Here is a 24,195-nt window from a genome sequence, read left to right on the forward strand (position 1 = left end):
CGCGTCCGGCGTACCGGGGAAGGTGCGCCGACGGTCCACGGACCGCCGGCGCACCGTCGTGGCGTCAGCGGCGCGGCCGGCCGCTCAGGTGGGTCAGCGAGCGGGCGACCAGGTCGTTGCGGGCCGCCGGCGGCAGGCCCTCCAGCCCGAAGCCCAGGTACACGGTGTCCGCGGTGACCACCACCGACCCCTCCTCGAATGCCTGCTGGCTGCGTGACCAGTCGGTCGCGTTGCCCCCGGAACCCGCGGGCGGCCCGGCCACCGCCCAACCACCGAGGTCCTCGGTCTCGAATGAGGTCTCGGCGATCGTGGCCCCGTCGACGAGTACCCGGGCGTCGTCCAGGAAGACACCCAAGCCCTGGGTGCCCCAGTCCGAGACGTACGAGATCGACACCTCGACCTGCTTGCCGGCGTACGCCGACAGGTCGATCGAGAAGTCCTGCCAGCCGCCGGACGCACCGGTGACCGCGTGCCACGCACCGGTGCTGCCGGTGGGCGAGCAGTCCGCGCCCTGGTAGTGCCCGAGGAACGGGTGCAGGGTCTGCCAACCCGACTCGCAGCTGTCCCCGGTCTCCTGGCCGGTGTGACCGTTGGCGTCGGGCAGCGTCGTCCAGTTGTCGGTGCCCACCTCGTGCGCCTCGACGATCAGGAAGTCCCAGTTCGTCTCGATGTCGTAGGAGGCGGCGAATTGCAACTCACCGCTGGTGGCCCCGGAGAGGTCCACGGTGCGGGTGAGGCGCTTGAACGACTCGTCGGCCTGCCCGCTCCACAGGTACCAGTCACCGGTGCGCGGGTCGAACGGCGCCGACCCCGGGCGGACCCAGCCCACCGGCGCGGAGCTGGCGAACTGCGGGAACTGATCGACCGGCAGGAAGCTCGACGTGGTCAGGAACGAGGCCGTGTGCCCCTGGTTGCCCGCCGACCCGGCCGCGTTGAGGGCGCCGTCGAAGCCGGTGAACGCCCCCTCGGAGCCCCGGACCGGGTACGGGCCGTCCGCTCCGGTGCCGCCGTCACTGACGTAGGTGTGGGCGCCCAGCCAGTACTGCTGGAAATCGTTCAGCAGTGGCAGGCAGGTGGGATCCTCGCCGTCGGTGCACTCCGGGGGCGCGTCCGGGTGGTACACGTACGACCCGTTGGCGCCTTGAGCGTAGAGGGCGTACTGGCCGCTGACGAGGAGCTTGCCGCCCTCGTTGAGGTAGTCCCGCACGGCAAGTTCGGTGTCCAGCGCCGCCTTGGCCGTGGTGCCGGCCACCTGGCCGGGGGAGCGCAGGATGACGTCGTCGCCGGTCTCCCAGACCACCGTCTTGTAGTGCGACAGCACACCGAGCGGGTGCGGGGCCGTGCGCCGCATGGCGTCGAAGTCGTACACGTCACTGCTGCGCCCGGCGGCGGCCAGCGACGCGGCTACCTCGTCGGCGTACTTCGCGGTGGTGCCGGTCTGCGCCGGGCTCAACCCGGTGACGTCCTCCATGGCGAGGACGAGCACGTCACCGCCGATGTCGGTGTGCACCCGGTAGGTGAAGTGCTCGCTGGCCACCACCCCGGCGCGCGGCTTGACGCCGGTGAACCACACCTCCACCCGGTCGCCGGGCTTCGTGCCGGTGACCGTGCCGCGCAGTTCGGCGTAGTAGTCGTCGTTGGTGTCGCCGTACCGCTCGCCGCCGCGCCACTCACGGACTCCGACGGTCTTCGGCCGGCCACCGTTGACGACGTAGTGCATCCGCACGTTCTTCAGCGCCCGGCGGGTGATCGAGGCGACCTGCTGGGTGCGCCCGTACGAGGTGTCGAAGGCGTCCACCACGAAGTCCGGGGTGCTGCGGCCCACCACCGACACCGGGTCGTCCGGGTCGGCCGCGGATCTGGCGACGGCCAGCGCGAACGGCAGGTTCTTGCTCACCTCGCCGGCGATCAGCGTCTCGTCGTCGGGGAAGATGAAGTCGCTGACGCAGTCCTCCGGGCGCCACTGGTCGTCCGGGTCGACGTTCGCGGCGGAGTCACAGGTCGACATCTCCGGGGTGAAGCCCAACGTGCCGTACTGGACGGTGGCGTGGCTGTCGGTGTCGCCGTTGGTGGTGTAGAGCTCGGCGGAGATGTCCGGGTCGTAGCCGGGAACGGCCGGGTGGGCGTCGTCACCGACCATCGCCTCGTAGATCACGTCGTCCGGTGTTGGAGTGCTCACCTGCCAGCCGACGCCGTAGAGCAGCAGTTGGGCCGCCGAGTGGTAGTTGACGAAGAACTCGAAGCCGACCCGGCGCAGCAGCCCGTCCAGCGCCTTCGTCTCCGGCTCGGAGGCCGGGCGGGGGCCCCGGTAGGTTTCGCTGTTGGCGTCGGGCGAGGAGCCCTCGTTGTCGTACCCCCACTTGTAGGCGAAGTTGCGGTTGAGGTCGACGCCGTCGCCGGGGCCGATCTGGCCGTCGCCGTCGTTGTCGCGCAGGTTCTTGCGCCACAGCCGGTTGCCGGGGGTGAAGGTGTAGTCGTAGCCGTCCGGGTTGGCCACCGGCAGGAACCACAGCTCGGTCGTGTCCAGCAGGCGGGTGATCTCCCGGTTCGTCCCGTAGCTGTCGAGCACGTGGTGCATCAGCCGGCGGGTCATCTCCGGCGTGATCCACTCGCGGGCGTGCTGGGCGCCGGCGTAGAGCACCGCCGGTCGCTGGCCGTCGCGGACCTTCCTCGCGTCCCTGGTCACCTTGACGGCGAGGATCGGCTTGCCCTGCTGGGTCCTGCCGATCGTCTCCAGCTTGGCCAATGTCGGGAACCGCGCCGCCGTGGCGCTGATCTCGTCGCGCAGACCGCCCGGCTCGCTGTACGGGCGAAACGCCGACCAGCCCGCTGCCGCCTGCTCCCGCAGCGCCTGCGAGGCGTCCTTGCCGCGGACCTTCTTCACCCGCAGGGGTACGCCCTTGTCGATCAGCCGCTTCGCCTGCCGCGGGGTGAGGACCGTCTCGACGGCCGTGCGTCCGGTGGAGTCCGCCGTCGCGTCGTGACCGAGGTCCACACCGGCTTCGCGCAGCAGGTCCCGCTGCTTGCCGTCCACTGTGCCGACGTACACCTCCAGGCCCTCGCGGGCACCGGGGTCCGACGGTGGCCGCGCGCTCGCCGGTAGGGCCAGCGCCAGGGCGCCGAGCAGGGTGACCACGCCGGCGATCGCCAGTCGTCTCGGTCTCATCGCGCCTCCTTGGGTGAAGGACCTGTAGGCGCGAGCCTTCGGTGCGGCGTGGCCGGTGTCAATAGGTCGATGGGTGCGAGGTCGCCGAACGTGTCGGTATAGCAGCCTCCGGTGCCGGTCGACGCGGCGCGGCCAGGTGCCGCGAAGTGCCGGTGCGTGGTACGAAGGATGATGAATCCCGCCAGTCACAGTGAAACGCGCATTAGGCCATGAAAGCCGCCAATGGCCCGTACGCTGTTCAGCGTCCGAAGTGGTGTCGCCGGAACCTGGCGAGGGAGGGGTTCGATGCGTCAGATCCACGGAGTGGCCCAGCGTGAATCGGCAGTTGTCGGGCGGTGCGGAGCCTGATGCGCCTGTCGTCGCACCGCCCCCCGCGTGTGGTCGTGAGGGTCGCCCGCCTTCTGGACCTGATCTGGGTCAGCGGCACGAGGGTTCGTAGGGCCGTCCGCGGCGTGGCGACCGCCGGCCGGTTCGCCGCCCGGGGTGACAACTTCTCCTTTGATCCGGATGGCATCTACACCTACGAGACGATCGAGGTCGGCCACAACGTCGACCTCGGTCACCGTCCGGTCATCATGGCCGCTCGATCCCGGATCCGAATCGGTGACAACGTCATGTTCGGCCCCGAGGTCACGATCCGGGGCGGCAATCATCGGATCGACCGGGTCGGCGTCCCGATGATCTCGGTCGAGAAGTCTCCCTCGGACTGGGCTCTCGACCGGGGAGTGACGATCGGCGACGACGTGTGGGTGGGCACCCGTGCCGTCATCCTGCACGGGGTGACGATCGGTCGGGGTGCCGTGGTCGGCGCCGGCGCGGTGGTGACCCGTCCGGTGCCGCCCTACGCGGTCGCCGCCGGCAACCCGGCACGAGTCATCCGGCTGCGCTGGCCGGTGGAGACGATCCTCGCGCACGAACAGCAGCTCTACCCGCCGGAACGCCGGCTGGCCCCGGCGGAGCTGGCGGCGTTGTCGGACCTTGCGGGGTCGGAGGCACGGCCGGTCTCATCCGGGACTGCCGCCCGTTGATGTCGCTCGACCGGCCCGTCAGTGCCATCTCGTAGCCGCACGATGGCGAAGCGTGACAGCCTCCGGGGAGAGTCGTTGGACCGGATGACCACTCAACGGGGCGTGAAGGCGGAACGCATGCGACTACTCATCACCGGCGGCGCGGGATTCATCGGCTCCAATCTGGCCCGTGTCGCGGTCCTGCGCCGCACCGTCACTGACATCCGAATCCTCGATGATCTCGCAACGGGGCGGATGAGCAACCTCGACGGTCTCGACGTCGACACCATTCCGGGATCGATGCTCGACGACGAGGCGCTGGACCGGGCGATGGCCGGCCGAGACGCGGTGGTGCACCTGGCGGCGCTGCCCAGCGTGCCGCGTTCGCTGCGTGACCCGATCGCGTCGCACCACGCCAATGCCACCGGCACACTTCGGGTGCTGGAGGCCGCTCGCCGCCATGAGGTGGGCCACGTCGTCGTCGCCTCGTCCTCCTCGGTCTACGGCGCGAACCCGGTGCTGCCCAAGACCGAGCTCGCCTGGACCCGTCCGCTCAGTCCGTACGCGGTGAGCAAACTGGCCACCGAGGCCTACGCGCTGGCGTACCAGGCGTCCTTCGGCCTTCCCACGCTCGCGTTCCGGTTCTTCAACGTCTACGGCCCGGGTCAGCGACACGATCACGGCTACGCGGCTGTCATCCCCCGTTTCGTCTACGCGGCACTGCGCGGTGAACCCGTCGAGCTGCACGGGGACGGTCGGCAGTCCCGTGACTTCACCTATGTCGAGACGGTCTGCGCGGTGCTGCTCGACGCGGTGGAGCGTTCGGTCTCCCATCCTCAGCCGGTCAATCTCGCCTTCGGCGCCCGTGCCGAGCTGCACACGGTGGTGTCCGAACTGGAGCAGATCATCAGCCGCCCGATCATCCGGCGACACGTGGCGGCGCGCCCTGGGGACGTCCGCCACTCCGAGGCCGACAACCGGGTGCTCCGCTCACTCTTTCCGGACGTGGTGCCAACTCCCCGGGTCGACGGCCTGCGGGCCACCGTCGAATGGTTCGAGGCGCATGTGTTGAAGCAGCCCGTCTGATGGTCGACAGGCCTCCGGAGGCCGGGGCGGCCTCACCCACCCTGGTCGACACGCTCGTGGACACCGCGCCGACGGTACGGGCCACGACGGCGGAGTCGGCGGTAGGCGAGGACGACCTGTCGGTGGCGCGACGCTCGCGTGGCCGGGCACTGGTCGCCGGCATCGCTTCGTCACTCGCCGGCAAGGCCGTCGGCCTGGTCGCGCCACTGCTGATCACCCCGATCGCCTTCCGCTATCTCGGCCCCGAGCGGTACGGCATGTGGATGGCGATCACGTCACTGACCGCGATGGCGTTGTTCGCCGATTTCGGCCTCGGAAACGGCCTGCTCACCCGGCTCTCCCGGCTCTACGCCACAGGTGATCGCGGCGCGGCGGTCCGGGAGATCGCGAGCGCGTACGCCCTGCTCGGCTCCCTGGCGGTGACGCTGGTACTGGTGCTGGTGGCGACCATCCGGCTGGTGGCCTGGCCGGCGCTGCTGAACGTCGCCGACCCGGTGGTCGCCCGGGACGCCCGAGTAGTCGTGCTGCTCTGCTTCGGCGCCTTCATCGTCAACATTCCGCTGGCCCTCATCCAGCGGGTGCAGTACGCCCACCAGCAGGTCGGAGCGAGCAACCTCTGGCAGGCTGCCGGCAGCCTGATCTCGGCGGGCCTGGTGGTGGTTGCCGCCGGCGCGAAGGCCGACCCGGTCCTGGTGATCGCGGCCGCGGTGCTTGCCGTGCCCCTGATGAGCCTGGCCAACTCCGTCTGGTTCTTCGGCTGGCAGCAGCCCGACCTCCGACCGCGCCTCAAGGCCGTACGCGCCACGAAGGTGCGGGGCCTCCTGAGGTTGGGGTCCCGGTTCTTCGGGCTCTCCGTGCTCACGTCCCTCGCCCTCAACATCGACGGCTTCCTCGTCGGTCGGGTGCTCGGTCTGCACGCGGCCGCGAACTACGCGGTGATCCTGCGGATGTTCGCCGTGCTGGCACTCTTCGTCACTTTGGTCAACCTGCCGCTCTGGCCCGCCAATGGCGAGGCCCTCGCCCGGGGCGACGTGAGCTGGGTCCGGCGCAGCACCCGACGGATGGTCTACCTGTCCGCCGCGGGGGTGGCGCTGCCCGCGCTGTGCCTCGTGGTGGGTGGCAACGACATCCTGCGGATCTGGGTACGGTCCGACGACCTCGCGCGGGTTCCGATCCCCCTGTTCGTCGCGCTCGCCGTGTGGTCGGTGTCCGTCGCCGTCGCGTCACCGCTCCTCATGGTGCAGAACAGCGTCGGGCTGCTGGGGCCGCAGTTCCTCGGCTGGGGGGCCTGCCTGGTCGTCGCCGTACCGCTGAAGATCCTTCTGGCGGACAGCGGTGGCCTGCCCGGCGTCGCCCTCGCCTCGGCTATCTCGTACGGGGTGACCGTGCTTCCCGCCGCCGTCGTCGGTTATCGAAGGGCGCTGGCGAGCGTTCCAGCGAAAGAGTCGAATACGAAGGTAATGGAGAATGATGGTGAGCAGCATCGTCGCTGCCCTGCGTGATCGACGTATGGCGGCCCGCGACCCGGAGAAGTTCGCGCGTTCGATCGGGGTGAATCTGCGCGGACGGGTGCGCTTCTACGGCATCGACCGGAGCATGTTCGGCTCTGAGCCATGGCTGATCACGATGGGCGACAACGTCTACATCACGGCGGGGGTGCAGTTCCTCACGCACGACGGTGGCACTCTCATTCTGCGCAGGGAGCACCCCGATCTCGAGTGGACCGCGCCGATCACCATCGGCGACGATGTCTACATCGGCATTCGGTCGATCATCATGCCGGGGGTGCGGATCGGAAGTCGGTGTGTCATCGGGGCTGGTTCGGTCGTGACCCGTGACGTCCCGGATGGCAGCGTCGCCGCTGGCGTACCCGCCCGCGTTCTGCGCACCACCGACGAGTATCTCGCCGCGATGAGGGCCAAGTCGCTCGGCTGTGGCCACCTGCCGGCTCAGGAGAAGGCCGCGGTGATCCGCGAGATCTACGGAGTGTCGGGGCTCCCGGAGAAGGGGACGACCTCAGCGGCCGGCGCCAAGGACCGCAAGCCGCGGGCACCGGCGGGCCCGGTGGGATGATCGCGGGGTGTTCACTGCTCCCGTCGCGGGGTGTGGAGGCGACCCTGCGTGCTCACCTGGTCCTGGCCTGTTGGCCGACCGGCCACGAATGCGCTGACCGTGGGCATCCAGGCGCGGTAGTCGAACGCTGACGCCCGCTCCCGGGCGCGGCGACTCATCTGCCACCACTGCGCGTCGTCGAGGGTGAGTGCCCGCCGGAGGCCGTCCCGGACGTCGTCCGCGTCGGGCCCCGTCAGCACGATGCCCTCTCGCCCGTCGTCGATGTACGTCGCCAGGTCACTGGTGTGGTTGAGCAGGACCGGGCAGCCGGCGGCCAGACTCTCGGGCACCTTCGACGGAAAGCCCGCATCGGCGTAGCCCCCAGTGGGTCGGACCAGCACCGAGTAGTGCGCCGTGCGCAACTCCGCCAGAACGCGGTTGCGCGACACCCGGCCCAGAAAGACGATCTGATCGGTGAGGTCCGCCATGACTGTGTCGTCCAGGTCGGACATGGCGGCGGCCTGCTCCTGGGTCATCCCGGCCACGGTCAGCCGCACCCGCTGGCGCTCAGGCTCCGGCAGCCGGCGAATGCCCTCCAGCACCGCGGCGAGGCGGTCCTTGGGCCCTGCGGTGCCGGCGTACAGCAGCCGCAGGCCGTTCGTCAGCGACGACGGCGCCGGTTGGCGATAGTCGGCGCAGTCGACCTGGGGCGGCACCACCAGGATCGGGCGGTTCGGCCGGGCGAGGCGTCGTTGCAACGTCGTGGAGATCGCGATGACCCGATCAGCCAGCCGTCCCGCGAGGAGGGAGTGCCACCGGTGCCGGATGAAGTAGGGCGTCAGGCGTCCGTGGCGGAACTGTCCGGGCTCGTGCCGTTCGAGCACGTCCACCGTCAACGGGCAGCGCATCGTCAGCCGCAACACGATCCAGGTGCTCAGGTTCCACAGTCCCAGCGGAAGGCAGATGCCGGTGACCTCACCGGTGGGCACCCCCGCCTGACGCAGGGCCCCGAGTACGCGCAGTGGACGGCTCTGCCGGCGTACCCAGCGCCGGACTCGGCCGCCCCCGTCGGTGGTGAACAGCGTGATCAGTCGCAGTTCGGGTGGCAGGGTGACCGGCTCGGGTGGGCGTTCGGTGCCGGGCCAGTCGTTCACGATCACGGTTGTCGCGCCCGGGGGAGTCGCGGAGCGGGCCAGTTGGAGCAGCCGGTTCGACATGGCGTCACCGTGCGGGAACCGGTACGCCGCCACCATGACCACTCGTGGCACCGGCTCGCCCGAGGCGATTGACGACTGAGCTGGAGAGGTGAGGGTCTCGTCGCTTTTCATACGTTCCGTTCGTATAAAGCGTGTCTCAAACGTTTGACGGCTATTGCCGGTGTTACTGTACGCGCCGATGCGGTTACCGGGGATCAGGGCGCGCCGTCGGTGGCCCGCGGTCGACGATGGAGTGTCAGTGCAGCCAGTCAGCCGGGACGGCCATGGTCCGAGCGCCCCACCGGCGCGCGCACGGCCGGTCGTCGTGCAGCACTCCGCCGGCACGCCCGGCGCCAACGGGCCACTGACCGCCGTGGGGCGGGTGCTGGATTCCGCGCTCAGCGAGCGATACGAGTTCGTCCGCATGCATCAGGTCGGCGGCAACGGTGGCCTCAACGTGCCGTTGTTGCGCGAGTGGGTCCGACTCCTGCGGCGGGTACGCCCCGACCTGGTGCACGTGCGCGGCCTGCAGAACGAGGGCTTTCACGGCGTGCTCGCCGCCCGGTTGGCCGGCTGCCCCAGAATCCTGGTCACCGTGCACGGCACCGTGCGGGACCTGAGGCACGGCGGCCACACCTGGCGTAGAGCGCTGCTGGCCAGCTGCGCGGAACCGGCCACCCTGCGGATGGCCAGCCACGTCGCCACGGTGTGTGAGTACGCCGCGGACCGGGACTTCGTACGGGCACACGCCGGCACGTTCGTCGGCGTGATCCCCAACGGGGTTCCGCTACCTGCCGACGTCGGCGCCGTACGGAGCAGTCGACGTGCCGCCCTCGGCCTGGGCCGCGAGGACGTGGCCATGATCGCGGTGGCGCGACTGAACTGGGACAAGGGCTTCGGGGTGCTGGCGGACGCGCTGCGGCGACTGCCACCGCGACCGGGCCGCCGGGTGCTGCTGGTCGCTGGCGACGGACCGGACCGGGCTGGCATCGCCGAAGCCCTGGCCGGCGCGCACGGCACCGAGGTGCGGCTGCTCGGCAATCGGCTCGACGTGCCGGACCTCCTCTCGGCCGCCGACATCTTCGTCTTCCCCACCCTGCACGAGAACCTGTCCAACGCTCTGCTGGAGGCGATGGCCCACGCGCTGCCCGTCGTCGCCTCCGCCGTCGGCGGCAACGTCGAGGTGCTGCGCCAGGGTGGCGGTCATCTCGTGCCGGCGGGTGACCCGGCCGCATTCGCCGCCGCCCTTGAGCCGTTGCTCCACGACGCCGCCGAACGTCGGCACCTGGGGGAGACCGGCCGCAAGGTCGTGCACGACGCGTACAGCCTGCCGGTGATGCTGCGGTCCCTCGACGACGTCTACCAGCGCATCCTGCGAGGAGCGGCGTGACCGACGAGCACTGTCCCCGGGTACTGCTGCTCGGCTTCACTGTCGACGACGACGTGTTCCGAGAGATCGTGGCGCGAGATGCCGTCCTGCCCACCCAGACGCACACGTTCGCCTGGAGCCTGGTCCGGAGCCTGCGCGCGGCGGGCTGTCCGGTACGTCTGCTCTCGGCGGCACCCGCGTCGACGTTCCCGCGCAACCGGCAGATCCGCTTCCGGTCGGAGCAGTTCCAGCAGGACGGCGTGCACGGGGAACTGCTCGGCTTCGTCAATCTGCTCGGCCTGAAGCACCTGACCCGGTTCGTGGCAGCCGTGCGCGCGGGTTCGCGGACCCTGCGCCGACACGGCGACGACGTCCTGCTCATCCACGGCGTCCACACGCCGTTCCTGTGGTTCGGCGTCCTGGTCGCGTGGCGGGGCTCGGCGCGGGTGGTGCCGGTGCTGACCGATCCCCCCGGTGTGGTCCTCCCCTCCGACGGGCGGATCGTCCGCGCGCTGCGCCGGCTGGATCACGCGCTGGTCCGCATGGCGCTGCGCCGCTCCTCCGGCGTCGTGGTGCTCACCGCGGCGCTCGGCGAGGACTTCGCGCCGTCGATTCCCCGCCTGGTCATGGAGGGGATCTGCGATCCACCCGCCGCCGGGGCGTCACCGGGGGGACTCGACGCCGTCCCCTCCCGGCCGGACGCCGCCACCCGCGACATCGTCTACGCGGGTGGGCTGACCCGCGCGTACGGTGTGGACCGCCTCGTCGAGGCGTTCCGCGGTATGGCCGACCCGGATCTGCGCCTGCTCCTGTTCGGGCGGGGCGAGCTGGAGGAGTGGTCGCGGACGCAGGCGCAGGCCGATCCCCGGATCTCCCCGCCGGAGCTGCTGGACCGCGCCGCGTTGGTGCAACGCCTCGCCGGCGCGTCGGTGCTGGTGAACCCGCGGCCGGTGGATCAGTCGTTCGTCCGCTACTCGTTTCCGTCGAAGCTCATCGAGTACCTGTCCACAGGCGTTCCCGTGGTGACCACACGGTTGCCGGGCATTCCGCCCGACTACGAGCCGTACCTGCGCTTCGCCGAGACGGACACGGCCGATGGGCTGCGCGAAGCGCTGCTGCAACTGCTGGCGATGCCTCCCGGCGAGAGAGTCGCCCTCGGCGCTGCCGGCGCCGCCTTCGTGCGGGAGACCCGCGGTCCGGCACCGCAGGGCCGACGCATCCGGTCGTTCCTGGCCGGCCTGTCGGTCGCCCCCCTCCGCGAAATTGCAGAACGAACGCCGCTGTCTCACATTCGATGATGGCGTGGGTTGGTGGAGTTTGTTCTCTCCAGGCCGGCGTTCGTGGCAAAGTGATTGCCGACAAGCAGGTTTTCGGCGAAGACTGTTGCCCTCGCCTGCGTTGTGGCACGCGTAGTCGGCTTTATCCACCGATATTGAAGCCGACGCCGATTGCGACCAATTCAGCGTCGTCGGGACTCTCGCCGACGACGCCGTCACCGCGTCTTCAGAACCGGGTCGGCCGCCAGAGTTCGCCTTATTGGGCGAAATCCGACAGTTTCCAAATGGCTCCGGGTGGCGTTGGACGATGAAGGGGGCATCGGTCCGGCCGCAGCAGCGGGAAGGGGGCCGCCACGAGAAGGGGAAGAGATCACGTGGTGCGGACCATGGAGGCACAGCTCGGCTACCGGCGGGACCGCCAGGTGCCGGAGGTGAATGTGATGGCCGGGCTGCGTCTGGTCATCGTCTGCGTGCTTGCCGCGGTGGCTCCGGTTGCGCCGGCCATGGTGCAGGGACGGCATGTGTGGATAGCGGTGCTGCTGGTTGTGCCGTCGGCGTGGCGCCGTTTCGGGTGGCCAGATCTCCTCGCGGTCGCGTTGGCCCTCTGGGTGAGCGCAGCGGCGATCGGTGTGACCTGGTTGCCCTCGTCTGCCGACGCGTTGTGGGCGTACTGGGGAATGTGCACGCTGTTCATCGCGGCGCGTGGGGCGGTGACCAACGCGTGGCATTTCGCTCTGGTGGGCTGCTCCTACCTCGGTGGGTGCGTGTGGGCGGCCGTTGAGGTGGTCAGCAGCGCCCGTGGGGTCGACCCCACGATCGACCCGGCGCTGATCCGCGTCGGGGTCGGCGCGGTGAACCCGAACTACACCGCGTATGCGCTGGTGACCGGGGTGGTCGTAGCGATCGCGGTGGCGCGGGCCGGAGGGCTCTCCCGGCGGCTGCGGCTCGCTGTGCTGGCGGCAGTCCCGCTGCTGGTGTACGCGGTGGTGTGGAATGGCACCCGGGGCGCCCTCATGGCCCTGGTGTTGGTCGGCGGATACATGCTCGCAGGTTGGGCCGCGCCCCGGGTCGCGTGGACAAGTGTCGCGGTAGCGGCCCCGGCCCTGCTCATCGCCATCCCCTTCGGGGTGTACGGGGACTCGCGGCTGCTGTGGTTGCAGGAGTTCTTCGCCCGCAAGGACGACAACATGTCGGGGCGGCTCGATCTTTGGGCGCTGGCCCGGCAGCTGTGGGAGGGCCACATCTGGACGGGCATCGGGCCGGGCATGTTTCCGACCGTCACCGGCGTCGGGGCGCACAGCGTTCCGTTGACTATCGCCGTGGAGTTGGGCGCTGTCGGGCTGGCACTGTTCGCCGTGCTCGGGGTGGCGGTGCTGGTCGGGCCGGCGGGCTCGGGCAAGGTCGGAAAATACTTCGCCGGCGTGCTGATCGTGGCGTGGCTGCCGATCCTGCTGTCCGGTCACTGGGAACTGTCCCCCGCGGGTTGGTTGGCGGCGGCGCTATGGTCGCGGCTCTCGCCAGGGACGTGGCGGTGGGCGACCAAGGGGGCGTCCATATTGCCAAGGTCAGGACAGCTGGCCGGACGGCACAGGGCCGACGAGGACGTGCCGCCCGTAGTCCTTTCGGGCAGTTCGAGCTTCCCCGTCCGCGCTGGCTCGTCGTAACGCTGGGTGCGAGATGTTTTCCGAATAGACCGGAAGCGCAGTGGGCTTTAGTCCGCGAACACAATTCGTCTTGGGTTGCGCCGCGACGAGTGCCCGATTCATATTGTACGTCCGGATCAATTCGCTACTGGTCATGCCTTGCGGTCAAATCGTGACGGAGAGCGTATCTGTGGAGGTCGCCTCTCGTTATCCCGGATGCTGAAACCGGCCGATTTGGCCCTTGCTCCGGGACGGGTGCGCGGGCGCCCCGTGACTCTCTCGTCGAGTCGTCGGGTTGCGGACCGGCGCAGCGACGACACGGGAGAATCAATGAATTTCGCAACCACCGGACGCCGTGTTCTCATCACCGGCGGTACGGGTTCCTTCGGCCAGACCATGGTGCGCCGGCTCCTCGACCGTGGGGCCGGCGAGGTCCGGGTGCTCAGCCGGGACGAGGCCAAGCAGGACTCCATGCGTCGCCTGCTCGGCGACGAGCGGGTCCGCTACTACGTCGGGGACGTGCGCGACTACGACTCGGTGCTCAAGGCCAGTCGGGGCATCGACTATGTCTTCCACGCCGCCGCCCTCAAGCAGGTGCCGTCGTGTGAGTTCTTCCCGCTGGAGGCGGTGCGGACCAACGTCCTGGGCAGCAGCAACGTCATCGAGGCCGCCGAGCGCAACGGCGTCGGATCGGTCGTCGTGCTCAGCACCGACAAGGCCGTCTACCCGGTGAACGCGATGGGCATGAGCAAGGCCCTGATGGAGAAGGTGGCCCAGGCGCACGCCCGGAACAACCCGAACAGCTCGACCACGGTCTCCTGCGTGCGGTACGGCAACGTCATGTACTCGCGTGGATCGGTCATCCCACTGTTCATCGAGCAGATCAAGGCCGGCCGGGCGCCGACAGTGACCGACGCGGGGATGACCCGGTTCCTGATGTCGCTCGCCGACTCGGTCGAGCTGGTCGAGCACGCCTTCCACCACGCGCGGCCCGGTGACATCTTCATCCGCAAGGCCGTCGCCTGCACCGTCGGCGACCTGGCCGAGGCGGTGTGTCAGCTCTTCGACGTGCCCACCAAGCTCGACGTGATCGGCGTGCGGCACGGAGAGAAGCAGGCCGAGACCCTTGCCAGCAGGGAGGAACTCGCCCAGGCCGAGGACTTCGGCGACTTCCTCCGGGTGCCGCTGGACGCCCGCGACCTCAACTACGCGCTGTACGTCTCCGAGGGTGACCTCGCTGACGGTCCGAGCCAGGACTTCAACTCGGCGAACGCGCCGCAGCTCGGCGTACCCGAGATCATCGCGTTGTTGAAGACACTGCCCGAGGTACGCGCGGAGCTGGCGCTGCGGGATCCGGTGCTGGCGTGCTGAGGCTCGCCGTCACCGGAGCCGGAGGGTTCCTCAGCTGGCACGTGCGGGTGCTGCTGCGGGCGCTGGACTGGCCGGAACCGGTCGTGCTCACCCGGGCCGACCTCACCGATCCCGCCGTGGTCGCCGCGAAGGTGGCCGGGGTCGACCGCGTGCTGCACCTGGCCGGCGTCAACCGGGGCGAGCCGGCCGATGTCGCGGCCGGGAACGTCCAACTCGCCGCGCAGCTCGCCGAGGGCCTCAAGCGGTGTGCGAACCCGCCGGCACGGGTGATCTACGCGAACTCGGTGCAGGCCGGCAACGGCACCCCGTACGGAGACGCCAAGGCCACGGCCGCGCGGGTGCTGGCGGCCACCGGCATCGAGGTCGACGACGTGTTGCTGCCGAATTTGTACGGCGAGCACGGGCGTCCGTACTACAACTCGGCCGTGGCGACGTTCTGCCGGGTGCTCGCCGAGGGCGACCGGCCGGAGGTGCACGCCGACCGCGAGCTGAGCCTCGTGCACGTCACCGATGCGGCCGCCCGGCTCATCGGTGTGCCGGCCGGTGGCTCGTGGGATCCGGCCATGCCGCCGGCGCGGATCGGCGTGCAGGCTCTGGCCAGCCTGCTGACCGGCATGGCCGCGACGTACCGGACCGGGGAGTTCCCGTCCCTGGTGGGCCGGCACGACGTGCGGCTGTTCAACACCTACCGGTCGCACTGCTTCCCGGCGCACTACCCGCTCGCGCTGCCCCGGCGGGCCGACGCCCGGGGCGAGCTGGTCGAGACGGTCAAGGCGCACGGGGGCGGCGGGCAGACGTTCTGCTCCACCACCCGTCCCGGCATCACCCGAGGTGAGCACTTCCACCTGGCGAAGGTGGAACGGTTCGTGGTGCTGCGCGGCTCGGCCGAGATCAGTCTGCGCCGGGTGGACGACACCGAGGTGCTGCGGTTCCGGGTCAGCGGCGACGAGCCGGTGCTGGTGGACATGCCCACGATGTGGGTGCACAAGCTGGTCAACACCGGCTCGGACGACCTGGTGACGATGTTCTGGACCAACGAGCTGTTCGACCCGGACCGACCGGACACCTGGCCCGAGCCGGTGGAGGCGACCCGGACGGCGCCGGTGGCGGTCGGCGCGTGAAGGTTGGCCTGATCAGCCAGTGGTATCCCCCCGAGGGTGCGTTCATCCCCGGCAACCTGGCGAGCGGGCTCGCCGACCGGGGCCACCAGGTGCGGGTGCTCACCACCTTTCCGAGCTATCCGTACGGCCGGATCTATCCCGGCTGGCGGCAGAGCTGGGGGTACCGGGAAACCGAGGGGCCGGTGGCGGTCCGGCGAGTCCCGGCCTATCCGAGTCATGACGCCTCCGCCCTTCGTCGGGCGTTGAGTCTCCTGTCCTTCGGTGCCAGCAGCGCGCTGCCCGGGGCACGGTGGCTCGCCGACGTCGACGTCACGTACGTCTATCACCCGCCGCCCACGGCCGTCGCCGCCGCGGCGCTGCTGCGCGCCACCCGGGGCACACCGATCGTGCTACACGTGCAGGATCTGTGGCCCGATTCGGTGACGCATTCCGGCATGGCACCCACCGGCCGGGCCGGCCGCTCCCTGGAGGGGGCCGTCGGCGCACTGATGCGTGCGACGTACCGGTTGGCGGACACCATCGTGGTGATCTCGCCGACCATGGCCGAGCGGGTGGTGGCGGGAGGCGCCGACCCGGACCGGGTGCGCGTGGTCTGGAACTGGACCGATGACGCCCTGTTCCGGCCGGTGCCGGTCACCGCCGAGGCCCGTGCGGTGCTGGGTCATCGCGGGCGCTGCACAGTGATGTTCGCCGGCAACCTCGGGCTCCTGCAGGGCCTGGACACGGCCATCCGGGCGGCTGCCGCGGCCCGGGACCGTTTGGACCTGGTGCTCGTCGGTTCCGGCGCGGGCGAGGACGCGGCCCGTCGACTCGCGGCCGACCTGGGCGCCGACAATGTGCGGTTCGTCGGTCGGCACCCGCCCGATCAGATGGCGCAGCTGTCCGCGGCGGCGGACTGGCAGTTGGTGTGCCTGCGTGACGTGCCAGCCCTGCGGGCCGCCGTCCCGTCGAAGCTCCAGGCCGCGTTGGCCTGCGGCATGCCGGTGGTCGCCGCAGCGGGCGGCGACACCGCGGCCCTCGTCCGCTCGGCCGGGATCGGTCTCGTCAGCCCGCCGGAGGACTGGCGGGCGCTCGCCGACCAGTTCGTGGCGGCAGCCGATCTGCCTGCCGACGCCCGGCGCGAGATGGGTCGCCGGGCCCGGCACGTCTACCAGGAGCGGATGTCCCTGCGGGTGGGCGTCGACCAGTTCGAGGACATCCTGACCAAGGTTGCTGCGCAGAAGGGACGGGCATGACCAGGATCATGACTGTGGTCGGCACTCGACCGGAGATCATTCGGCTGTCCCGGGTGCTCGCCCGGCTCGACGACACGGTCGACCACGTTCTGGTCCACACCGGCCAGAACTGGGACCCGGCGTTGTCCGACGTGTTCTTCACCGAGCTGCGGCTGCGCCAGCCCGACCGGTTCCTGGAGGTCGACACCTCGTCGCTCGGCCGGGTCCTCGGGGGTGTGCTGGTCGGCATGGAGCAGGCGATCGCCGAGCTGTGGCCGGACGCGCTGCTCGTGCTGGGCGACACCAACAGCTGCATCGCCGCGCTGATGGCGCGGCGGATGCGGGTGCCGGTGTATCACATGGAGGCCGGGAACCGCTGTTTCGACCTGAACGTGCCGGAGGAGACCAACCGTCGGCTGGTCGACCATGTGGCGGACTTCAACCTGGTCTACACCGAACACGCCCGGCGCAATCTGCTCGCCGAGGGTCTGCACCCGCGCCGCATCCTGCACACCGGGTCGCCGATGCGGGAGGTGCTGGAGCACTACCGGGCGTCGATCGTCAGCTCGACCGTCCTCCGGCAGTTGGAGCTTGATCCGGGCGGGTACTTCCTGGTCAGCGCGCACCGGGAGGAGAACGTGGACCGCCCCGACCGGCTCCGCCGGCTGCTGGACTGCCTGGTCGCGGTGCGCGACAGGTGGGGCCTGCCGGTGTTGGTCTCCACCCACCCCCGGACCCGCAAACGGCTGGAGGCGCTGGCCCCGGACGCCACCGCGCTGGACGGCATCGCCTTCCACGAGCCGTTCGGCCTGCTCGACTACGTGCACCTGCAGACCATGGCGTACTGCACCCTGTCGGACAGCGGGACCGTCAGCGAGGAGGCGGCCATCCTCGGCTTCCCTGCGGTGACGTTGCGCGAGTCGATCGAACGGCCGGAGGCGCTCGACGTCGGCGGCATCATCATGACCGGTCTCGACCCGCAGGGCGTGGTCGAGGCGGTCGAGGTGACCGTTGCCCAGGTCGCCGCGCAGGGGGTTCCCTGCCCGCTGGACTACCAGGTGCCGGACACCTCCCGGCGGGTCGTCGACTTCATCCTCTCCACCGTCCGCCGGCACCACGACTGGGCGGGCATCCGCCGCTGAACCAGACAGCGCCGAGCCAGACAGCGCTGAGTCAGGCAGCGCTGAGTCAGGCAGCGCCGAGCCAGACAGCCGACAGGGCCGGTCACCGCGAACCGCAGTGGCCGGCCCTGTGGCCATCGTCAGCGTGACTGCAGCGGTACGCCCAGCGGACCGTTCACCACCGGAGGCGTTGGCTGGGCGCAGAGCAGGGCGAGTTGCTCGACGACCTTCGTCGGCTCGGCGTACGGGTCGAGCCCGCGCACCTCCATCGGGTCCAGCGTCGGCACCGTCACGTGCGACACCAGAGGATGCAGCGGCCGGGTGTCGATCTCGCCGGCCCCGAGCAGGTCCTCGTGCAGCTTCTCGCCCGCCCGCAGGCCGGTGTAGACGATCGGAACGCTGCTGGTGGCGTGGTCGGCCATCTGCCGGGCCAGGTCGGCGATCCGCACCGGCTCGCCCATGTCCAGTACCAGAGCCTCCCCGTTCCGACCGATCTCGGTGGCCTGGAGGACCAGATGGACGGCTTCCTGGACGGTCATGAGATAGCGGGTCACGTCCGGGTGGGTGACGGTCAGAGGGTTCCCGGCCTCGATCTGCCGTTGGAATGCTGTCACCACCGAGCCCCGGCTGCTCAACACGTTGCCGAACCGAACACTGAGGAACGTGCCCGGAAACCGTGACGCGGCGTGCGCGGTCAGCAGCTCGGTGATCCGCTTCGAGTAACCGAGGACGCTGATCGGGTTGGCCGCCTTGTCCGTGGAGATGTTCACGAACTTGGCCACGTCCCGACAGGCGTCGAGCACCGACAGGGTGCCCCAGACGTTCGTCTTGACCGCCTCGCCGGGATGCCGCTGGAGCAGGGTGAGGTGCTTGAGCGCCGCCGCGTGGAAGATGACGTCCGGCCGGCGTTCCCGGATGATCCGGCGGATGCCCTCGTCGTCGCGGAGGTCGGCGAGGATCAGCTCCGGGCCGTCGAGCAGGGCACGCCCGGCCAGCGACATCTGGAGGCTGTGCAGGGCCGTCTCGTCGCGGTCCAGCATCATCACCTCACCCGGGTCGGCCTTCATGACCTGTCGGCAGAGTTCCGAGCCGATCGAGCCACCGGCGCCGGTGACCAGGATTCGCAGGCCGGTCAGGCTGTTGCCGCTCAGCGGCAGGTCGGCGACGACCTGGCGACGGCCGAGCAGGTCACTGATCTGCACGTCGCGGACGTCGGTGACGGTGATCCGGTGGTCCACCAGGTCCCGGACGGGCGGCAGAACCTTGAAGGCAGCGCCCGTCTCGAGGGTCGCCTCGCGGATCTGACGGATCAGGGCGGCGTCGGCGTTGGCGACCGAGAAGATCACGGCGCCGGCGCCGGTGCGTCGGACGGCAGCGCCGACGTCGTGTCGGCCGCCCAGCACCCGTACCCCGCCGATGCGCAGGTCGCGTTTTTCCGGATCGTCGTCCAGCGCGCCGACCGGCAGGTACCGTCCGCGCGGGTCGCCGAGCATGGCCCGCAGCAGGCCCTGGCCAGCGTCACCCATGCCGAACAGCAGCACCGGCGTCGCCGAGTGGACGTCGGGGCGCATGGCGAGATCGTGGCGGTGCCGGTAGGCGAACCGCGCGGCGAGCATGAACAGCACTGCCAGGGCGCCGCCGATGAGGGGGGTGCTGGCGGGTACCGGTCGCTCGGCGAGCGGCAACAGACCCACCGTCAGGATGCTCGCGATCATGATCGCCGTGCCGGCGACGTGCTGGACCTCGTGGAGGCTGCCGACGGGGTGCCGGCCCGAGCGGAGCCGTCGCACGGGAACCAACCCCGCGTGCAGGACCGCCGCGATGCCGCCGAGGGTCACCGCGCGCGTCAATTGGCCCGTGGTGAGGTCGAACTCGTAACGCGCCCAGGTGGCCAGCACAACCCCGACGATCCAGGCGCCGGCGTCCGTGCCGAGGAGAGCACACGCCCGAGACACCGCCCCCCATCGCGCTCCGGCCCTCTCCGAGCGTCGTTCTCTTTCGATGTGCCGCTGCGGCATATGTGTCCTCGTCCCAATCGTTCGGCCGCCGGGATCGGCGGCTTTTACGCCTTATGTAGTGATACCTCCTATTTATTGATCACTTGTCTTTTTCACGTACCGCCTCGCCGACCGCTGTGCTCAGCCCCGGAGCTCGACCGGACGCGACATCCGGGCGAAACGAGCGAAGCCGTCGGTCGTTCCGCCCTCGACGGTCGGGCCGATCCGATAGCAGCGGGTGGTCGGCACGACCTCGGCCAGGGCGGCCGCGAGACCCGGGCCGGGTGCGTCCGCGGGGAGACGCAGGGAGGCGCCGACGACACGGACGCTCGTCGTGCCGTTCGCCGACCCGATCCGAAGATCACCGAAGCCGTACGCCGAGTGGTGCGCCGCGAACGACGGCCAGTCGAGCAGGCGGACGGTGGGGTCAGGGGCGACTCCATCGAGCCGCACCTCGGTCCACTGCGCGTACGACTCGTCGGTGAAGCCGCGTCGCTGGTAGAGGCGACGCGCCAGTGGGTTTCCCAACGAGACGTCCAGCGCGAGATCGGCGCACCCGAGTTGCCGTGCCAGGTCGTACCCGTCGTCGAGCAGCAGCCCGCCCCACCCCCGTCCCCGCTGCCCGGCGGCGACCGCTATGCCGTTGAGGAAGAGTCGCCCGCCCAGCACCCGCCAGTCGGCGACCGCGCGTACCCGGGAGGAGTCGCGGACGCAGCGGAGCACGACCGTGCGGAGGGCACTGGGCGGGGCGACGGCGGCGCCGAGGAAGGCGGCGAAGGTGGCCGCGTGGTACGGCGTCAGACCCGCGCACTCGGCGGGTATGCACTGGCGGAGCAGCTCCACGATCCCGTCGAGGTGCGGATCAGTCGGCTCGTCGACGGTGCCGATGCCGGTCCGCGGCATCAGGACGGTCACGCCAGCATCCGCTCCCGGTCGAGGTCCAGCATCTGCGCCGACGGGTCCGTCGCGACGCCGGCGCCGGTGAGGACCGCGCGGACGGTGCGGGCGATGATCCGCAGCTCCAGCCCGAGCGACCAGTTCGTGACGTAGACGACGTCCAGTTCGAGACGTTCGTTCCAGGCCAGCCCGTTGCGCCCGTGGATCTGCGCCAGCCCGGTGATCCCCGGGGGCACCTCGAAGCGCAGCCGCTCCCGTTCGGTGTAGAACGGGTCGTACCGTGGCAGCAGCGGGCGTGGCCCGACCAGGCTGAGCTCACCCTTCAGTACGTTGACCAGCTGGGGCAGCTCGTCGATGCTCGCCCGCCGCAGCAGCAGACCGATGCCCTTGCACCGTTCGCCGTCCGGCAGGAGCACGCCGTGCGCGTCGCGCTCGTCGGTCATCGTGCGCAGCTTGTAGACGGTGAACGGGCGGCCCGCCCGGCCGGTTCGTTGCTGGCGGAACAGGACCGGCCCGCCCAGCCGCAGGCGGATCAGGACTGCGGCCAGGGCCAGCACCGGAGAGAGCGCGACCAGGATGGTCAGGCTCACCACGACGTCGATGAGCCGTTTGACCCGACGTTGCGTGTCCAGTGTCGCGGTGCTCATGCGCCACCCGCCCGGTACGCCGGGAAGTAGCCGCTGGACTCCAGGTCCTCGGCCGTACGGCCCAGCCGTCGGGCCCGCGCGGCGACCAGTTCCCGGTAGCGGTCCGGGGCGATGACCGCGGAGCCCGTCCAGAACGGGGTGCGGGCACCGCCGAAGGAGCGCTTGAACTGGAAGAGTCCGTCGTCGGCACGGACGCCGCCGCCGAGATGGACCAGCCGGCACCCGTGCTCTGCGGCCCACTCCAGGATGCTCCAGACCAGCAGGTTGTTGGCGCCGGCGCGCGCGGCGAGCGGGTCGGACCCGGCCAGGTGGTAGTGGGCCCGGTCCCGGTGCCGCAGTACGAGTGCGGCCGCCACCACCGTGGCGTCCGGGTCGCGGATCTCCGCGATGGACAGCGCCTTGTCCAGCCCGGCGGCCAGTTGGCGGTAGTAGCGGTCCGGGAACAGATACCAGGGCTGGCTGCCCAGCCGGGCCATTGTCGACTCGTAGAGCCGGCGGAACGGCGTGCCGGGAAGCAGATCCTCCTGCCGGGCAGGGCGGACGGTGCCGGTCAGACCACTCCTGCGGGCCTTGCGGATGGCGGTGCGGGATCGACCCTCCATGCCGTTCCACACCTCGTCCGGCCCCTGCGACACGTCGACGGTGACGGTGTCGGCCCGGCGGGTCAGCTCGACGGAGCTGAGCCCTCGGACCGCCTCGACCGAGGTGGGATCCAGCGGCGAGAAGCGGAGGAAGAGCGTGACGACGGCGAAGTCCCGCCAGTGGGCGACCGCACGGGACCAGAAGCGGGCCAGGTCAGCGGGGGTGCACCCGACGTCGACGTGCAGACCTGAGTAACCGTACGGGCTCGCGGCGTCGGCGTCGGTGTCGCTCACCTGCCGCAGCACGTGGGGCAGCATGAGTCGGTCGTGCTCGTGGATGGTCTGCCAGTTGCCCGACTCGGTCTCGGCGGCCGCCCGGCCGTAGCCGGCGGTGAAGTACACGTCGGGGCAGGAGGCGTCCAGCAGGGCGGCCGGGGCGCCGGAGCCGGTCACCGCGAATCCGTTGGTCACCGGCGGCCCAGGAACTCGTCGATGACCCGGCGGACCCGCTCGCCCTCGTGTTCGGCCATCGCCGAGCCGCTGGGCAGGGTGAGGCCGGTGGCGAAGAGCCGCTCCGCCGCGCCGGTGAGCACCGCCTCCGCCCCGGCGTGCACCGGTTGCAGGTGCATCGGCTTCCACACCGGGCGCGTCTCGATGTCCTGTGCGGCGAGGTGGGCGGCCAACTCCCCGGGCCACCAGCCGGAGATCTCCGGCTCCACGACGATGGTGGTCAGCCAGCAGTTCGCGCCCGGATCGCCGTCGCCGAGCAGCCGAACCCCCGGAACCGCAGCGAACAGCTTGGCGTACTGGTCGCGCAGCTCGTGGCGGCGGCGGATCATGCCGTCCAGCCGGGACAGCTGCGCCCTCCCGATCGCCGCGAGCACGTTGCTCAGGCGGTAGTTGTAGCCGATGTCGGTGTGTTCGTAGTGCACGACGGGCTGTCGCGCCTGGGTCGCCAGGTATCGGGCGCGGGCCGCGAGCTCGGCGTCGTCGGTGAGCAGCATGCCGCCGCCCGACGTGGTCATGATCTTGTTGCCGTTGAAGGACAGCACCCCGGCGCGGCCGAACGACCCGGCGGCCCGGCCGGAGCGGGTGGCGCCGAGCGCCTCGGCGGCGTCCTCGATGACCGGATGGCCGGCGCGAGCGCACACCGGAAGCAGGCGGTCGTAGTCGGCGCAGACGCCGAACATGTCCACCGGCACGACCGCCGCGACCCGTCGTTGCTCGGCGCCGAGTCGGTCGAGCAGCGACTCGAGCAGGTCCACGTCGATGTTGCCGGTCGTCGGGTCGCAATCGACGAAGATCGGCTCGGCGCCGGTGTAGACGGCGGCGTTGGCGGTGGCCGCGAAGGTCAGGGTCGGCATGACGACCACCTGTCCGGGGCCGGCGCCGACAGCCAGCAGCGCCAGGTGCAGGGCGGCCGTCCCGGAGCTGGTGGCCACGGCGTACGACGTCCCGATCCGCTCCGCCAGCTCGGCCTCGAAGGCGTCGACATCCGGACCCAGCGGCGCGACCCACCCGGAGCGGATGGCGGCCAGCGCGTACGACTCCTCAAGCTGACCGACGTCGGGCGGGGAGAGGTAGACCTTGCTCATGCTCGGATGACTCCCGCCGTCGCCGGGTCAAACTGACAAACCGGTTGTACCACCAGCATGGCTCCCATACACGCGTTTTGGCTCTTCAATGCCGATTCCGGGATATACCACTCGCTGCGGGGTGCCGATCCCGGAAGACTCTTCACGTCGAGCCCTCGTCGGCGGCGGCTACAGTGCTGCGAACCGCGCCCACCGGTGGGCTCAACGCGCGAAGGGAGCCTCTGGGTGCTGCAACTGAGGGTGATCGCTCCGAAAGGACCAGTCGGAGGCGGCGGCCGACCGCGCGGCCCAGGACGCACTGGTAGTGGCGCCGACGCCGTCGGCCTGCTCACCCTCGTGGTGCAGCCGCTCAGGTGGTGGAACCTGGCTCGTCGGTCCCGCCGTCGAGCAGCCGGGTGAGCAGCGTCCGCAACGGGATCGACTCGCCGTCGCGTCCGCCCGCACCCACCACCAGCGGTGGCGGGCTGGGTTGCGGGTCGACGCCGAGGAGCCGGGCCCGCAGGCCGCCCGGCACGGTCAGCAGATGGAACGCGACCAGGCGCGTGGTGGGCAGCCCGCGCCGGGCGGCCTCGGCCACGAACCAGGCCACCAGTTCCGCGGCCTGCGCCTGCTCGGCGGCCCGCCGCCGCGCGTCCGCGTCGGCGTGCGCCCGCACCGCGCGCTGCTGCCGCTCCCGCCACTCGCGGCCGTCGTCCTCACCCACGAGCCGACGGTACGCCCCGACTCAGTCGAGCACGGCTCGCAGGGTGTGCCGGGCGGTGTCGGCCATCACCGGGTTGGTGTCGACGTGCTCGCCCGCCGTCCGTTCGCCGTGGGGTGACACGGTCCCGGACGGTCGCGCTTGGCCCCGAGCTT

Annotated in this window: 19 protein-coding genes; 11 read left to right on the plus strand and 8 right to left on the minus strand. The window is 70.5% G+C overall.

What is annotated here, in order from left to right; all coding sequences use genetic code 11:
• Positions 1–64: 64 nt before the first annotated feature.
• Positions 65–3,166 (minus strand): M14 family zinc carboxypeptidase, encoded by a 3,102-nt coding sequence (locus ACLQ24_RS08720; RefSeq protein ID WP_425890251.1) that lies wholly within the window; start codon positions 3,164–3,166, stop codon positions 65–67.
• Positions 3,167–3,549: 383 nt separating this feature from the next.
• Here ACLQ24_RS08720 and ACLQ24_RS08725 point away from each other — a divergent pair, with 383 nt between their 5' ends.
• From ACLQ24_RS08725 to ACLQ24_RS08740, 4 genes are all read left to right on the plus strand, one after another.
• Entirely contained in the window at positions 3,550–4,194 is a 645-nt protein-coding gene (locus ACLQ24_RS08725) for an acyltransferase (RefSeq protein WP_425890253.1), read from the plus strand.
• A gap of 84 nt (positions 4,195–4,278) precedes the next feature.
• Positions 4,279–5,259, plus strand: coding sequence for an NAD-dependent epimerase/dehydratase family protein (locus ACLQ24_RS08730; RefSeq protein WP_425890255.1), 981 nt, complete (start codon positions 4,279–4,281; stop codon positions 5,257–5,259).
• Positions 5,259–6,761: a lipopolysaccharide biosynthesis protein gene (locus ACLQ24_RS08735; RefSeq protein ID WP_425890257.1), complete on the plus strand. Its 1,503-nt coding sequence runs from the start codon at positions 5,259–5,261 to the stop codon at positions 6,759–6,761. Before ACLQ24_RS08730 ends, ACLQ24_RS08735 begins: the two co-directional genes overlap by 1 nt.
• Positions 6,733–7,332, plus strand: a complete 600-nt coding sequence (locus ACLQ24_RS08740) for a DapH/DapD/GlmU-related protein (protein ID WP_425890258.1) — start codon at positions 6,733–6,735, stop codon at positions 7,330–7,332. Before ACLQ24_RS08735 ends, ACLQ24_RS08740 begins: the two co-directional genes overlap by 29 nt.
• Before the next feature lie 11 nt (positions 7,333–7,343).
• Here ACLQ24_RS08740 and ACLQ24_RS08745 read toward each other — a convergent pair whose 3' ends face one another.
• Entirely contained in the window at positions 7,344–8,639 is a 1,296-nt protein-coding gene (locus tag ACLQ24_RS08745) for a glycosyltransferase family 4 protein (protein ID WP_425890260.1), read from the minus strand.
• 127 nt (positions 8,640–8,766) lie between these two features.
• Between ACLQ24_RS08745 and ACLQ24_RS08750 the strand changes: the two genes are divergently transcribed.
• The 7 genes from ACLQ24_RS08750 to wecB all read left to right on the plus strand — a co-directional run bounded on the left by ACLQ24_RS08750 (position 8,767) and on the right by wecB (position 17,644).
• Positions 8,767–9,897: a glycosyltransferase gene (locus ACLQ24_RS08750; RefSeq protein ID WP_425890261.1), complete on the plus strand. Its 1,131-nt coding sequence runs from the start codon at positions 8,767–8,769 to the stop codon at positions 9,895–9,897.
• Complete coding sequence (locus ACLQ24_RS08755) at positions 9,894–11,174, plus strand: glycosyltransferase (RefSeq protein ID WP_425890263.1); 1,281 nt, start codon at positions 9,894–9,896, stop codon at positions 11,172–11,174. Before ACLQ24_RS08750 ends, ACLQ24_RS08755 begins: the two co-directional genes overlap by 4 nt.
• Positions 11,175–11,539: 365 nt before the next feature.
• Positions 11,540–12,817: an O-antigen ligase family protein gene (locus ACLQ24_RS08760; RefSeq protein WP_425890264.1), complete on the plus strand. Its 1,278-nt coding sequence runs from the start codon at positions 11,540–11,542 to the stop codon at positions 12,815–12,817.
• A gap of 309 nt (positions 12,818–13,126) precedes the next feature.
• A complete protein-coding gene (locus tag ACLQ24_RS08765; protein ID WP_425890266.1) occupies positions 13,127–14,167 on the plus strand; it encodes an SDR family NAD(P)-dependent oxidoreductase in 1,041 nt (346 codons plus the stop codon).
• Positions 14,161–15,288 carry a capsular biosynthesis protein gene (locus ACLQ24_RS08770; protein ID WP_425890267.1) on the plus strand — a complete coding sequence of 376 codons (1,128 nt, stop codon included), beginning with the start codon at positions 14,161–14,163 and terminating at the stop codon, positions 15,286–15,288. Before ACLQ24_RS08765 ends, ACLQ24_RS08770 begins: the two co-directional genes overlap by 7 nt.
• Complete coding sequence (locus tag ACLQ24_RS08775; protein ID WP_425890268.1) at positions 15,285–16,523, plus strand: glycosyltransferase family 4 protein; 1,239 nt, start codon at positions 15,285–15,287, stop codon at positions 16,521–16,523. Before ACLQ24_RS08770 ends, ACLQ24_RS08775 begins: the two co-directional genes overlap by 4 nt.
• Positions 16,520–17,644, plus strand: coding sequence for a non-hydrolyzing UDP-N-acetylglucosamine 2-epimerase (wecB, locus tag ACLQ24_RS08780; protein WP_425890270.1), 1,125 nt, complete (start codon positions 16,520–16,522; stop codon positions 17,642–17,644). The genes ACLQ24_RS08775 and wecB overlap by 4 nt, the downstream gene beginning before the upstream one ends.
• 119 nt (positions 17,645–17,763) lie before the next feature.
• Here the strand turns inward: wecB and ACLQ24_RS08785 are convergent, their stop codons facing one another.
• From ACLQ24_RS08785 to ACLQ24_RS08810, 6 genes are all read right to left on the minus strand, one after another.
• On the minus strand, positions 17,764–19,578 hold the full coding sequence (locus ACLQ24_RS08785; RefSeq protein WP_425890272.1) for a polysaccharide biosynthesis protein: 1,815 nt from the start codon (positions 19,576–19,578) through the stop codon (positions 17,764–17,766).
• A 183-nt stretch (positions 19,579–19,761) separates the two neighbouring features.
• Positions 19,762–20,535, minus strand: a complete 774-nt coding sequence (locus ACLQ24_RS08790; protein WP_425890273.1) for a GNAT family N-acetyltransferase — start codon at positions 20,533–20,535, stop codon at positions 19,762–19,764.
• On the minus strand, positions 20,532–21,164 hold the full coding sequence (locus tag ACLQ24_RS08795) for a sugar transferase (protein WP_425890275.1): 633 nt from the start codon (positions 21,162–21,164) through the stop codon (positions 20,532–20,534). The genes ACLQ24_RS08790 and ACLQ24_RS08795 overlap by 4 nt, the downstream gene beginning before the upstream one ends.
• Positions 21,161–22,216: a lipid II:glycine glycyltransferase FemX gene (locus tag ACLQ24_RS08800; RefSeq protein WP_425890277.1), complete on the minus strand. Its 1,056-nt coding sequence runs from the start codon at positions 22,214–22,216 to the stop codon at positions 21,161–21,163. The genes ACLQ24_RS08795 and ACLQ24_RS08800 overlap by 4 nt, the downstream gene beginning before the upstream one ends.
• The gene (locus tag ACLQ24_RS08805) at positions 22,213–23,340 is read right to left on the minus strand and encodes a DegT/DnrJ/EryC1/StrS family aminotransferase (RefSeq protein ID WP_425890279.1); all 1,128 of its coding nucleotides are present in this window, start codon (positions 23,338–23,340) and stop codon (positions 22,213–22,215) included. Before ACLQ24_RS08805 ends, ACLQ24_RS08800 begins: the two co-directional genes overlap by 4 nt.
• 349 nt (positions 23,341–23,689) lie before the next feature.
• On the minus strand, positions 23,690–24,043 hold the full coding sequence (locus ACLQ24_RS08810) for a hypothetical protein (RefSeq protein WP_425890281.1): 354 nt from the start codon (positions 24,041–24,043) through the stop codon (positions 23,690–23,692).
• Between the last annotated feature and the right edge of the window lie 152 nt (positions 24,044–24,195).

It is taken from the genome of Micromonospora sp. DT4 (assembly GCF_049841675.1).
Classification (GTDB): Bacteria; Actinomycetota; Actinomycetes; order Mycobacteriales; family Micromonosporaceae; genus Micromonospora.